Source organism: Thermohalobaculum xanthum, from assembly GCF_016623495.1.
Taxonomy (GTDB): Bacteria; Pseudomonadota; Alphaproteobacteria; order Rhodobacterales; family Rhodobacteraceae; genus Thermohalobaculum; species Thermohalobaculum xanthum.
The window spans coordinates 26,370-38,819 of the sequence record NZ_JAEHHL010000002.1 but is presented as its reverse complement, the minus strand read 5'-3'; the positions used below and the strand labels follow the sequence as shown (position 1 = coordinate 38,819).

General features: G+C 68.1%; 9 protein-coding genes. 8 read left to right on the top strand and 1 reads right to left on the bottom strand.

Going from position 1 to position 12,450, the window contains the following annotated elements; translation table 11 throughout:
- Positions 1-70: 70 nt before the first annotated feature.
- The 5 genes from H0I76_RS05170 (at position 71) to scpA (ending at position 6,200) form a co-directional block, all read left to right on the top strand.
- The gene (locus H0I76_RS05170) at positions 71-481 is read left to right on the top strand and encodes a RidA family protein (protein WP_234455144.1); all 411 of its coding nucleotides are present in this window, start codon (positions 71-73) and stop codon (positions 479-481) included.
- An 84-nt stretch (positions 482-565) separates the two neighbouring features.
- Positions 566-832 carry a hypothetical protein gene (locus tag H0I76_RS05165; protein ID WP_200607947.1) on the top strand — a complete coding sequence of 89 codons (267 nt, stop codon included), beginning with the start codon at positions 566-568 and terminating at the stop codon, positions 830-832.
- Positions 833-1,007: 175 nt separating this feature from the next.
- Positions 1,008-3,008: an acetyl-CoA carboxylase biotin carboxylase subunit gene (locus H0I76_RS05160; protein ID WP_200607945.1), complete on the top strand. Its 2,001-nt coding sequence runs from the start codon at positions 1,008-1,010 to the stop codon at positions 3,006-3,008.
- 32 nt (positions 3,009-3,040) lie between these two features.
- Positions 3,041-3,955, top strand: a complete 915-nt coding sequence (locus H0I76_RS05155; protein WP_200607942.1) for a hypothetical protein — start codon at positions 3,041-3,043, stop codon at positions 3,953-3,955.
- A 100-nt stretch (positions 3,956-4,055) separates the two neighbouring features.
- Entirely contained in the window at positions 4,056-6,200 is a 2,145-nt protein-coding gene (gene scpA / locus H0I76_RS05150) for a methylmalonyl-CoA mutase (protein ID WP_200607940.1), read from the top strand.
- Between the two features lie 56 nt (positions 6,201-6,256).
- Here scpA and H0I76_RS05145 read toward each other — a convergent pair whose 3' ends face one another.
- Complete coding sequence (locus H0I76_RS05145) at positions 6,257-6,913, bottom strand: sulfotransferase family 2 domain-containing protein (protein ID WP_200607938.1); 657 nt, start codon at positions 6,911-6,913, stop codon at positions 6,257-6,259.
- A 116-nt stretch (positions 6,914-7,029) separates the two neighbouring features.
- Between H0I76_RS05145 and H0I76_RS05140 the strand changes: the two genes are divergently transcribed.
- The 3 genes from H0I76_RS05140 to H0I76_RS05130 all read left to right on the top strand — a co-directional run bounded on the left by H0I76_RS05140 (position 7,030) and on the right by H0I76_RS05130 (position 12,386).
- Positions 7,030-7,965 (top strand): ketopantoate reductase family protein, encoded by a 936-nt coding sequence (locus H0I76_RS05140; protein WP_200607936.1) that lies wholly within the window; start codon positions 7,030-7,032, stop codon positions 7,963-7,965.
- 100 nt (positions 7,966-8,065) lie between these two features.
- Positions 8,066-10,348, top strand: a complete 2,283-nt coding sequence (locus tag H0I76_RS05135) for an NADP-dependent malic enzyme (protein ID WP_200607934.1) — start codon at positions 8,066-8,068, stop codon at positions 10,346-10,348.
- 139 nt (positions 10,349-10,487) lie between these two features.
- Positions 10,488-12,386 (top strand): propionyl-CoA synthetase, encoded by a 1,899-nt coding sequence (locus H0I76_RS05130; RefSeq protein WP_200607932.1) that lies wholly within the window; start codon positions 10,488-10,490, stop codon positions 12,384-12,386.
- Positions 12,387-12,450 lie beyond the last annotated feature (64 nt).

Sequence of the window (12,450 nt, the reverse complement as noted above, 5' to 3'; positions counted from 1 at the left end):
GCTGGCCGGTCGGCCTTCTCAGCGCGGCGGGCGCTGGGCAGGTCGCGCTCGCACATTTTCCGGGGGCCCCATGAGCGCGCCCCTCTTCCACATGATCGCAGGCGGCCCCCGCCCGGTTGCGCCCTTCAGCCACGCGGTGGAGGCCGATGGCTGGGTCTTCCTGACGGGACAGATGCCGACCGACCCGGCCGCACCCGACGCGCCGCTGCCCGCGGGGATCGAGGCCCAGACGCGGCGGGTGATGGAGAACCTGCGCGTCGTGCTTGGCGGCCTGGGGCTCGACCTCTCGCACGTGATCCAGTGCCGCTGCTACCTCACCGAGTTCGAGCGCGACTACGCGGCGTTCAACGCGGTCTACCAGTCCTTCTTCCCGCCCGACCGGCGCCCAGCGCGCACCACCGTGGGCGTGACGGCCCTCGCGGTCGGCGCGCTGGTCGAGATCGACATGGTGGCACGGCGCCCGGCAGAGGGGGCGGCATGATGGCGTCGCTCCGTCACACCATGCTTGACGCTCTCTCGGGGGACACCACATCCCCCTCATGCAGCCGCGACCGGGAGAGCCGTGATGACGCCCGAGAGCCGAGAGAAATACCGGCGGGATCCCTACTGGCTGGTGAAGTATGTCGCGGTGTCGGCCGGCGACGGTGTCGCGGCCGGCTGGATCTTCCTGCTAATCCTGCTCACCCTCGATATCGGGGGGCTCGGCCGGCTGGTGCACGGCGCGGCGGAAGGGGTGACGGCGCTCTTCATCCTCCTCGCCTCCTTCGCGGTGACCTTCGGCTTCGTCGGCATCGCGTGGCGCGTGATGGTGCTTCTGCCCGACGACAAGTAAGCCTCGCCGCGGCGCCCGGTCGCCCGGCAGCTCCCTCGATACCTCCGACCACGCTCCGCTTCGTGCTCATGCGCACGTGGTGGCGGCTCGCATGCCCGCCCGCCGGCCGCATGCCCGGGCCCCAGGTGCGCGCGGGTGCGGAGCACACGACAGAACACAAGAAGGATAGGGACGCATGTTCGACAAGATCCTGATCGCGAACCGGGGGGAGATCGCCTGCCGCGTCATCAAGACCGCGCGCAAGATGGGGATCAGGACGGTCGCCGTCTATTCCGACGCGGACAAGGACGCGCTGCATGTCCGCATGGCGGACGAGGCCGTGCATATCGGCCCGCCCCAGGCGAACCAGTCCTATATCGTGATCGACAAGATCATGGCGGCGATCAAGGCGACGGGCGCGCAGGCGGTCCATCCGGGCTATGGCTTCCTGTCCGAGCGCGCCGAGTTCGCGCAGGCGCTGGCCGCCGCGGGCGTCGAGTTCATCGGTCCGCCGGTCGGCGCGATCGAGGCGATGGGCGACAAGATCACCTCGAAGAAACTGGCGGCCGAGGCGGGCGTCTCGACCGTGCCCGGCTACATGGGCCTGATCGGGGACGCCGACGAGGCGGTGAAGATCAGCCGCGAGATCGGCTATCCGGTGATGATCAAGGCCAGCGCCGGCGGCGGCGGCAAGGGCATGCGCATCGCCTGGAACGACCAGGAAGTGGTCGAGGGCTTCCAGTCGTCGAAGAACGAGGCCGCGTCCTCGTTCGGCGACGACCGCATCTTCATCGAGAAATTCGTGACCAGCCCCCGGCATATCGAGATCCAGGTGCTGGGCGACAAGCACGGCAACTGCCTCTACCTGGGCGAGCGCGAATGCTCGATCCAGCGGCGGAACCAGAAGGTGATCGAGGAGGCGCCGTCGCCCTTCCTCGACCCCGAGACGCGCAAGGCCATGGGCGAGCAGGCCGTGGCGCTGGCCAAGGCGGTCGACTACTGCTCGGCCGGGACGGTCGAGTTCATCGTGGATGGCGAGAAGAACTTCTACTTCCTCGAGATGAACACCCGCCTTCAGGTCGAGCATCCGGTGACCGAGCTGATCACCCGCATCGACCTCGTGGAGCAGATGATCCGGGTCGCGGCGGGCGAGAAGCTGGCCTTCGGGCAGGAGGACATCGACCTCGACGGCTGGGCGATCGAGAGCCGGCTCTATGCCGAGGACCCGTACCGGAACTTCCTGCCCTCGATCGGGCGGCTGACGCGCTATCGCCCGCCCGAGGAGCACAGCCACCTGACCAGCGTCGTGCGTAACGATACCGGCGTCTACGAGGGCGGCGAGATCTCGATGTATTACGACCCGATGATCGCCAAGCTTTGCACCTGGGCGCCGGATCGCGAGCGCGCCATCGAGGCGATGCGTGACGCTGTCGACGCCTTCGAGGTCGAGGGGATCGGCCACAACCTGCCGTTCCTTTCGGCGGTCATGGATCATCCGCGCTTCATCGAAGGCCGGCTGACGACCGCGTTCATCGCCGATGAGTTCCCCGACGGCTTCTCGGGCGTGACCTTGCCGGGCTCGACGCTGCGGCGCGTGGCTGCGGTGGCGGCGGCGATGAAGCTGATCGTCGAGCGGCGCGCGGCGCGGATTTCGGGTACGATGTCGAACCACGAACGCGCCGTCGGCACCCGCTGGGTGGTCTCGGCGCAGGGCGAGGAATTCGACGTCGCCATCGAGAACGGCGGCGAGGAGGCGACGGTCCGGTTCGCGGACGACGAAGGCCTGGGCGTGCGCCTTGACTGGACGCCGGGCGACACCGTCGCACGCGCCAATATCGGTGGCGATGCCATGGCGCTGAAGGTGGAGTTGCGGACCGAGGGCTTCCGCATCCGCTATCGCGGTTCGGATCTGGATGTGAAGGTCCGCACGCCGCGCGCCGCCGAGCTTGCGCGGCTGATGCCCGAGAAACTGCCGCCCGACACCTCGAAGATGCTGCTCTGCCCGATGCCGGGGGTCGTGGTGAAGATCAATGTGGCCGAGGGCGACGAGGTCCAGGACGGCCAGGCGCTCTGCACGGTCGAGGCGATGAAGATGGAGAACGTGCTGCGCGCCGAGCGCAAGGCCAAGGTTTCCAAGATCAACGCGAAGCCCGGACAGAGCCTCGCGGTCGACGAAGTCATCATGGAGTTCGAGTGACGCCATGACTCAGGCGGCGGGAGCCCTGGCTGATGGAAATCGTGCTGCATCTCGGCGTGCACCGAACCGGCACGACCTCGACGCAGGCCGCGCTGGACGCGCGGGCGGGCCTGCTCGCCGCCCAGGGCATCCGCGCCATCACGCCTCGGGACATCCGGCCGCCGCCGAAGGGCGGCGGTATTGCGCAGCTCAGGCGCTCCGCGCCGGCGCGGGCGCTCTCGGCGCGGATGGCCGCCCGGGATGCCGAGCGGCAGGGCGTGCGGCTCCTGGTGCTGTCGGACGAGAACCTGCTCGGCCCGGCTGCCTGGCTCTTTCCACGGCCTCGCGCGGCTTCGGTCGGGCTGCCGCCGATGCCAAGGACGCGCGCGCTCTATCCGGAGGCCGGATGGCGGCTGCGACTTCTTGCGCTGGCGCTGAGGCCCTGGCCGGTCAGGGCGGTCGTGACGTTTCGGGGTTACGCGGAATGGAGCGAGAGCCTTTTCGCCCATGTCTGCCGTCACCGCCCGGTGGCCGGGTTCGACGTGGCGAAACCGCGAATCTTCTCGGCGACGGGGCGATGGCCACACCTGATCGGCGAGATCGTGTCAGCATTCCCGGTGGCGGATGCAGCGCGCTACGAAGATCTTGCGGGGGACGAGCACGCGATGCTCGCGCGCCTTGTCGGGGCCGAGGCGGCGCGACTCTGCATGCGTGGGGCAGCGAAGTGGCGCAATCGCTCGATGCCGGCCGAGGCGGTCGAGGCGCTAGTCGCGCGCTGGCGCCGCCCGGATGCGCCGGAGCAGGCGGAGCGCGAGGCGATCGTGGCAGAGCACTCCCGCCCGGACGCCCCGCGTTTTGCGCCCTGGACGCGGGACGAGCGCGAGCAACTGACTGCGCTATACGAGGACGACATGGCGGCAATCGCGGGGATGGGTCTCGAAACGCGGGCCCGGCGCGAGGCCGAATGATGGCGGCGGCACCTGGGCGGGTCATGGCCGGTGCGCCGGCCTGCAATTCAGGGGATGCCTTGGCCGCGCGGCGCCGAGGCCGCGAACTGGAGGAAAAGCGATGAGCGACAAGACCGGGACCTGGCGCAAGCTCGCCGAGAAGGAACTCAAGGGCCGCAGCCCCGACGCGCTCACCTGGGAAACGGCCGAGGGGATCGCGGTCAAGCCGCTCTATACCGAGGACGACATCGCCGATGTCGGGCATCTTGGCGGCGTGCCGGGCGTCGCGCCCTTCACGCGCGGCGTCAGGGCGACGATGTATGCCGGCCGTCCGTGGACGATTCGCCAGTACGCGGGCTTCTCGACCGCCGAGGAGTCGAACGCCTTCTATCGCAAGGCGCTGGCGGCGGGGCAGCAGGGCGTCTCGGTCGCCTTCGATCTCGCGACGCATCGCGGCTATGACAGCGACCATCCCCGCGTCGAGGGCGATGTGGGCAAGGCCGGCGTCGCCATCGACTCGGTCGAGGACATGAAGATCCTGTTCGACGGCATTCCGCTAAAGGACATCTCGGTCTCGATGACGATGAACGGCGCTGTGATCCCGGTGCTGGCGAACTTCATCGTCGCGGGCGAGGAGCAGGGCGCGAGCCGGGCCGAGCTTTCCGGGACCATCCAGAACGACATCCTCAAGGAGTTCATGGTCCGCAACACCTACATCTATCCGCCCGAGCCAAGCATGAGGATCGTGGCCGACATCATCGAGTACACGGCCAACGAGATGCCACGGTTCAACTCGATCTCGATCTCGGGCTACCACATGCAGGAGGCGGGTGCGAACCTCGTGCAGGAACTCGCCTTCACCCTGGCCGACGGCAAGGAATACGTGAAGGCGGCGATCGAGCGCGGCATGGATGTCGACGCCTTCGCCGGGCGGCTCAGCTTCTTCTTCGCCATCGGCATGAACTTTTTCATGGAGGCGGCGAAACTGCGGGCGGCGCGCACGCTCTGGGCGCGGATCATGTCCGAGTTCGAGCCGAAGAAGCCACAGAGCCTGATGCTGCGCACCCACTGCCAGACCTCGGGCGTCAGCCTGCAGGAGCAGGATCCCTACAACAACATCGTCCGCACGGCCTACGAGGCGCTGGCCGCCGTGCTCGGCGGCACGCAGAGCCTTCATACCAACTCGTTCGACGAGGCCATTGCCTTGCCGACCGAGTTCTCGGCCCGGATTGCCCGGAACACGCAGCTTATCCTGCAGCACGAGACGGGCGTGACGAAGGTCGTCGATCCCCTGGCCGGCAGCTACTATGTCGAGGCGCTGACCGACCAGTTGTGCGCCGAGGCGTGGAAGCTGATCGAGGAGATCGATGGGCTCGGCGGCATGACCAAGGCGGTCGCGAGCGGCATGCCGAAGCTCAGGATCGAGGAGGCAGCCGCCCGCCGCCAGGCCGCCGTGGACCGCGGCGACGAGGTGATCGTCGGGGTGAACAAGTACCGCCTGCCGAAGGAAGACGCCATCGACATCCTCGATGTCGACAACGTGCGCGTCCGCGAGGCGCAGGTCGGTCGTCTGGCGCGCATCCGTGACGGGCGCGACGCCGAAGCCTGCGCGCGCGCGCTGGCCGAGATCGAACGCCGCGCGCGCGAGGGCGGCAACCTGCTCGAGGCCGCCGTCGAGGCGGCCCGGGTCCGTGCAACGGTGGGGGAGATTTCGGACGCCATGGAAAAGGTCTTCGGGCGCCATCGCGCCGAGGTGCAGACGCTGTCGGGGGTCTATGGTGCCGCCTATGAGGGCGACGAGGGTTTCGCCGCCATCCAGAAGGACGTCGAGGCCTTCGCCGAGGAAGAGGGCCGTCGTCCCCGCATGCTGGTGGTCAAGATGGGCCAGGACGGCCATGACCGTGGCGCCAAGGTGATCGCGACGGCCTTTGCCGATATCGGCTTCGATGTCGATGTGGGCCCGCTGTTCCAGACGCCCGAGGAAGCCGCCCAGGACGCCATCGACAACGACGTCCACGTCATCGGTATCAGCTCGCAGGCGGCGGGGCACAAGACCCTCGCGCCCAAGCTTATCGAGGCGCTGAAGGCGCAGGGGGCCGAGGACATCATCGTCATCTGCGGTGGCGTGATCCCGGCGCAGGATTACGATTACCTCAAGGCCAAGGGCGTGCGCGCGATCTTCGGCCCCGGCACCAACATCCCCGAGGCGGCGAAGAACATCCTCGGCCTGATCCGTGCCACGCGCCGGCCGCGCGCCGCCGAGTGATCCCGATGCCGAAGGCTCGCAGTCTCCGGCAAGGGCGCCCGCCGCGCGCCCGGCGGTCAGAAGCAGTAGCCCAGCGCTTCGATCTCCTTGGGATACCAGCTGGCGATCAGCGCGCGGCTTTCGGGCGTGTACTCGTCGCGGTAGCTCCGGCATGGGACGCGATGGCCCGCGCGGGCGCGGGGGAGGTCGATGCGCTCGCGCACGCCGATCTCGAACAGAAGCTTCGGCAGGGCCGTCTCGATCTCCTCGTAGCGCAGCACGCGGTCGACCATGATGCTGTCGCCGTCGGCGTAGATGCCCCAGTTGTTGAGCCGGACATATTCAGTCGCCCGGTAGAGTCGGCTGCGGATGTGCCGGTCGAACTCGAAGACGGGCGCGGCCCGCTTCCGCTGGCGCTGATAGTAAAGCGAAACCTGCCTGTCCCACGGGTTCGGGTCCACGGCAAAGGTGAAGTAGCTGTCGAAGATGTCCTTGCCGAGCACACGGCGAATCTGGCGCGCCGTCGCGTGCGGGTGGAGCCCGAACAGCTCCGGCAGTCGCCGCGTGAGCGCGCCATGATGGACCGGCGAGAAGCGCGCCCATCGGGGGCGCGCCGCACCATGCCCGTCGGCACTGTCGTCGCCAAGTGCCGCGCGCAGCGCGACCTCGATGGACGTGCCTGCGGTCTTCTCCGTTCGGACGAAGATCAAGCGGAAATCGTGCGAGATGTACATCCGTTTGCTTATGTGATGGACAACTCTCGGGTTCGATACATCAAGACTATAACAGAACGGCGACATGCGCGATGCATTCGAGGGCGCGCGAGCTGGCAAGGCAAGGGGCGTAGACGATGAGGATTGCGGTGATCGGTGCCGGCGGGGTCGGCGGCATGCTGGCGGCGCGGCTCGGCGCGGCGGGGCACGAGATCTCGTTGCTGGCGCGCGGCTCTCACCTTGCCGCGATCCGCGAGGCCGGGCTGCGCCTGGTGACTCCAGCCGAAACGGTCGAACTGCGCCCTGCCGTCGTCTCGGATCGCGGCGAGGACCTGCCCGAGGCGGACCTCGTGATCGTGGCCGTGAAGGCGCAGGATCTCGACGGCGCGGCGGACCAGATGGCGCGCGCAATGGCGGGGGGTGCGCCGGCGCTTCCGTTCCTGAACGGTGTCGAGGCCACCGACCGGCTGGCTGCCCGTTTCGGGGCCGACCGCGTGCTCATCGGGATCGCCCGCATCTCGGCTCACATCGAGGCGCCGGGCGTCGTGCGGCAGGTCACGCCCGGCGCCACCTACACGATCGGCACAGCGGCGGGGCGCCAGGACGACGAGCAGGTTCGGGAGATCCGCGCCACCTTCCACGCCGCGGGGATCACCGTTCCCGAGAGCGCGGATGTGCGCGTCGATCTGTGGACCAAGTTCGCCGCGCTCTCCGCCTTCTCGGGCGTGACGGCCGGCGCGCGCTGCACTGCCGGCGCGCTCAAGACCACGCCCGCGCTCGAGGCGCTCTATCTGCGTCTTGCCGGCGAGGTGACCGAACTGGGCCGGGCCGAGGGCATCGCGTTGCGCGACGACCTGCCGCGTCGCATGCTGGATTTCGCGCGCGGTCTCCCGGACGAGATGCGCGCCTCGCTTGCGCATGATCTCGACGCCGGCAAGGCGCTCGAGATCGACTGGCTCGCCGGGGCGGTGCCGCGTCTCGGTGCGCGCCACGGTCTTGCCGCGCCGGCATCCGAGACGGTCGCGGCCCTGCTCGAGCCGTGGAAGCACGGCGCGCGCGGCGGGGGGAAGTGACAAGGCAGAACGCACGCGCGCCGCATTGGCGATGACGGGCGCATGGACGTAACGGCGGGCACGAGATCCGACTGAACGCCACGGGGAGGGCGACGCAACAATGGAAAAGACCACCGAGGACGCGCTGCGAGAGGCCGCGCTCAGGTATCACGAAGAGCCGGTGCCGGGGAAGCTGGCGATCCGGGTGACCAAGCCGATGGCGACCCAGCGCGATCTCAGCCTCGCCTACAGCCCGGGCGTGGCCGAAGCCTGCCTGCGCATCCGCGACGAGGCCGACGACGCCTACCGCTACACCGGCAAGGGCAACCGCGTGGCGGTCATCTCGAACGGCACGGCGGTTCTCGGGCTCGGCAACATCGGCGCCGCCGCCTCCAAGCCGGTGATGGAAGGCAAGGTCGCGCTGTTCAAGAAGTTCGCCAACATCGACGGCTTCGACATCGAGGTGAACGAGAGCGACCCCGAGAAGCTGGCCGAGATCGTGATCTCGCTCGAGCCGACCTTCGGGGCGGTCAATCTCGAGGACATCAAGGCCCCGGAATGCTTCATCGTCGAGCGCATCTGCAAGGAGCGCATGGGGATCCCCGTCTTCCACGACGACCAGCACGGGACCGCCATCGTGGTCGCCGCGGCCGCGATCAACGCGCTCCAGATCGCGGGCAAGACGTTCGGCAAGCTCAAGATCGTCTCGACCGGCGGCGGTGCGGCCGGCATCGCATGCCTCAACCTGCTGTGCGATCTCGGCGTCAAGCGCAAGAACATCTGGCTCTACGACATCAATGGCCTCGTGCATGCGGGGCGCGACGATCTCGACGAGACCAAGCGCTCCTATGCGCGCCCCAAGGCCGACAAGACCATGACCGAGGCTCTGAATGGCGCCGATCTCTTCCTCGGTCTCTCGGCTCCCGGATTGCTGAGCGGCGAGATGATCAAGCCGATGGCCAAGAACCCGATCATCTTCGCTCTCGCCAACCCGCGGCCCGAGATCTTTCCCGACGAGGCGACCGAGGCCCGGTCCGACGCGATCGTCGCGACAGGACGCTCGGACTATCCCAACCAGGTCAACAACGTGCTCTGCTTCCCGTTCATCTTCCGGGGCGCGCTCGATGTCGGCGCGACCCAGATCAACGAGGAGATGAAGATCGCCTGCGCGCATGCGATCGCCGATCTGGCCCGGCAGACTTCCTCGGCCGAGGCGGCGGCGGTCTACCGCGGCGAGCGCATGGTGTTCGGGCGCGACTACCTGATCCCGAAACCCTTCGATCCGCGCCTCCTCGGCCAGATTGCCGCTGCGGTCGCCAAGGCGGCGACCGAAACCGGCGTCGCGCGCAAGCCGCTCGCGGACCCGGTGGGATACCGCGCTAAGCTCGATGGATCGGTCTTCCGCTCGACCATGCTGATGAAGCCGGTGTTCGAGGCGGCGCGTTCGTCGTCGCGCCGGCTGGTCTTTGCCGAGGGCGAGGACGAGCGCGTGCTGCGCGCAGCGCAGTCGGTCATGCAGGAGGGGGTCGACCGGCCGATCCTGATCGGTCGCCCCGACGTCATGGCCGCGCGGATCGAGCGCGAGGGCCTCGCGATCCGGCCGGGCACCGACTTCGAGATCTGCGACCCGAACAACGATCCGCGCTATCGCGACTACTGGCAGACCTATCACGCGCTGATGGAGCGCCGCGGGGTCACGCCTGAACTCGCGCGCACGATCATCCGCACGAACACCACGGCCATCGCCGCGGTGATGGTGCATCGCGGCGACGCCGACAGCATGATCTGCGGCACGTTCGGGCAGTATCTGTGGCATCTGCGTTATGTCAGCGAGGTCCTGTCCGGCGGCCCCGAGATGCTCCGCCCCGTGGGGGCTCTCAGCCCCGTCATCCTCGAGCAGGGCGTCATCTTCATCGCCGACAGCCAGGTGAACCATGACCCCACGCCCGAGCAGGTGGCCGAAGTCGCCGTGGGTGCCGCGCGCCACATCCGGCGCTTCGGCATCGTTCCCAAGGTGGCGCTGCTCAGCCACTCGGTCTTCGGCAGCCTAGACACCGAGTCGGCACGCAAGATGCGCCGCGCGCTCCAGATGCTCGACGAGTGCGAGGTCGACTTCGAGTACGAGGGCGAGATGCATGCCGATCATGCGCTCGATCCCGACCTCCGGGCGCGGATCTTTCCGAACTCGCGGCTGACCGGCCAGGCGAACTGCCTGATCTTCGCCAATGTCGACGCGGCCTCGGGCGCGCGCAACATCCTCAAGCAGCTTGCCGGGGGGCTCGAGGTCGGCCCGATCCTGATGGGTATGGGCAACAAGGCACATATCGTGAGCCCGTCGGTGACAGCGCGAGGGCTTCTTAACATCGCGGCCCTCGCGGGCACGCCGGTGCAGCACTACGCCTGAGGCGCGCGGCGGGCGGACGACCCGCCGGCCTGCGCCTGAACGGATCGAGAGAGAGGGCCCGCGCCGAACGCCCGGCGCGGCAGGAGCGACGCAACAGGGATGGGCGCCGAGCGATCACGCCATCTGGGAGGGACGTTGAATGACGACATACGCCGAAATCTATGCGGGCTGGAAAGCCGATCCCGAAGCCTTCTGGATGGAAGCGGCCGAAGCCGTCGACTGGATCGAGAAGCCGACGCGCGCGCTTGATGACTCCGCCGCCCCCTTCTACCGCTGGTTCGCCGACGGTGTCTGCAACACCTGCTGGAACGCCGTCGACCGCCACGTCGAGGCCGGACGCGGCAACCAGCCCGCGATCATCCACGACAGCCCCATCACCGGCACCAAGCATGTGGTGACCTATGCCGAGCTGCGCGACCGCGTGGCCAGCCTGGCCGGCGCGCTCAAGGCCAAGGGTGTCGCCAAGGGTGACCGCGTGATCATCTACATGCCCATGGTCCCAGAGGCGGTCGAGGCGATGCTTGCCTGCGCCCGGATCGGGGCGATCCACTCGGTTGTCTTCGGCGGCTTCGCCGCGCACGAGCTTGCCGTCCGGATCGACGACGCGACACCCAAGGCGATCATTGCAGCCTCCTGCGGGCTCGAGCCCGGCCGGGTGGTGCATTACAAGCCGCTGATCGACGCGGCCATTGAGCAGTCGAAACACAAGCCCGATTTCTGCGTGATCCTCCAGCGCGAGCAGGAAGTCGCGAAGATGATCGAAGGCCGCGATTTCGACTGGCATGGCTTCCAGTACGGGGTCGAGCCCGCGGCCTGCGAGCCGGTTGGCGGTGCGGATCCACTCTACATCCTCTACACCTCGGGCACGACGGGCCAGCCCAAGGGAGTGTTGCGGCCCAATGCCGGCCACATGGTCGCGCTCCTGTGGACCATGCGGAACATCTACGACATCGCGCCGGGCGAGGTCTTCTGGGCGGCCTCGGATGTGGGCTGGGTCGTGGGCCACAGCTACATCGTCTACGCGCCGCTGCTGCTGGGGGCCACGACCATCGTGTTCGAGGGCAAGCCCGTCGGCACGCCCGATGCGGGGACGTTCTGGCGCGTGATCTCCGAGCACGGGGTCAAGGCGCTCTTCACGGCGCCCACCGCCTTCCGCGCGATCAAGCGCGACGACCCCAAGGGCGAGTACGTGTCGAAATACCCGATGCCCTCGCTCAAGACCCTGTTCCTGGCCGGCGAGCGCGCCGACCCCGCCACGATCGAATGGGCCGAGCAACAGCTCAAGGTTCCGGTGATCGATCACTGGTGGCAGACCGAGACCGGCTATGCCATCGCCGCGAACCCGGTGGGGATCGAACTGATGCCGGTCAAGCTGGGCTCGCCTACCGTTGCGATGCCCGGCTACGACGTGCGCATCCTCGACGAGGCGGGGCACGAGGTGCCGCGCGGGACACTTGGCGCGATCGCGGTCAAGCTGCCGCTTCCGCCGGGGACGCTGCCGACGCTGTGGAACGCGGACGACCGATTCAAGAAGAGCTATCTGACCACCTTCCCCGGCTACTACGAGACGGGGGATGCCGGCATGATGGACGACGATGGCTACCTCTACATCATGGCCCGCACCGACGACGTCATCAACGTGGCCGGCCACCGGCTGTCGACAGGCGCGATGGAAGAGGTGCTGGCGAGCCACCCCGACGTCGCCGAATGTGCCGTCATCGGTGTCGCCGACGATCTGAAGGGCCAGCTCCCCATGGGCTTCCTCTGCCTCAACAAGGGCTGCAACCGGCCGCATGACGAGATCGTCAAGGAATGCGTCAAGCTGGTGCGGGACGAGATCGGCCCGGTCGCCGCGTTCAAGCTGGCAACCGTGGTCGATCGCCTGCCGAAGACGCGGTCGGGCAAGATCCTGCGCGCCACCATGGTCAAGATCGCGAATGGCGACGACGTCAAGACGCCGGCGACGATCGACGACCCGGTGATCCTCGACGAGATTCGAGGCGCCCTGACAGGGCTCGGCTATCCCGCAGCGGGCTGATTCCCGCACCCGCGCGAGCCGCGCGGGTGCGACTCCTCATGATTACCGCTGACTCGCCATTCTT

What these genes read in the sequence shown, in the direction of transcription:
- H0I76_RS05165 (WP_200607947.1), top strand. Translation starts at nt 566, where the DNA reads ATGACGCCCGAGAGCCGAGAGAAATACCGGCGGGATCCCTACTGGCTG.
- H0I76_RS05155 (WP_200607942.1), top strand. Translation starts at nt 3,041, where the DNA reads ATGGAAATCGTGCTGCATCTCGGCGTGCACCGAACCGGCACGACCTCG.
- H0I76_RS05145 (WP_200607938.1), bottom strand. Translation starts at nt 6,913, where the DNA reads ATGTACATCTCGCACGATTTCCGCTTGATCTTCGTCCGAACGGAGAAG.
- H0I76_RS05135 (WP_200607934.1), top strand. Translation starts at nt 8,066, where the DNA reads ATGGAAAAGACCACCGAGGACGCGCTGCGAGAGGCCGCGCTCAGGTAT.
- H0I76_RS05160 (WP_200607945.1), top strand. Translation starts at nt 1,008, where the DNA reads ATGTTCGACAAGATCCTGATCGCGAACCGGGGGGAGATCGCCTGCCGC.
- H0I76_RS05140 (WP_200607936.1), top strand. Translation starts at nt 7,030, where the DNA reads ATGAGGATTGCGGTGATCGGTGCCGGCGGGGTCGGCGGCATGCTGGCG.
- scpA (WP_200607940.1), top strand. Translation starts at nt 4,056, where the DNA reads ATGAGCGACAAGACCGGGACCTGGCGCAAGCTCGCCGAGAAGGAACTC.
- H0I76_RS05170 (WP_234455144.1), top strand. Translation starts at nt 71, where the DNA reads ATGAGCGCGCCCCTCTTCCACATGATCGCAGGCGGCCCCCGCCCGGTT.
- H0I76_RS05130 (WP_200607932.1), top strand. Translation starts at nt 10,488, where the DNA reads ATGACGACATACGCCGAAATCTATGCGGGCTGGAAAGCCGATCCCGAA.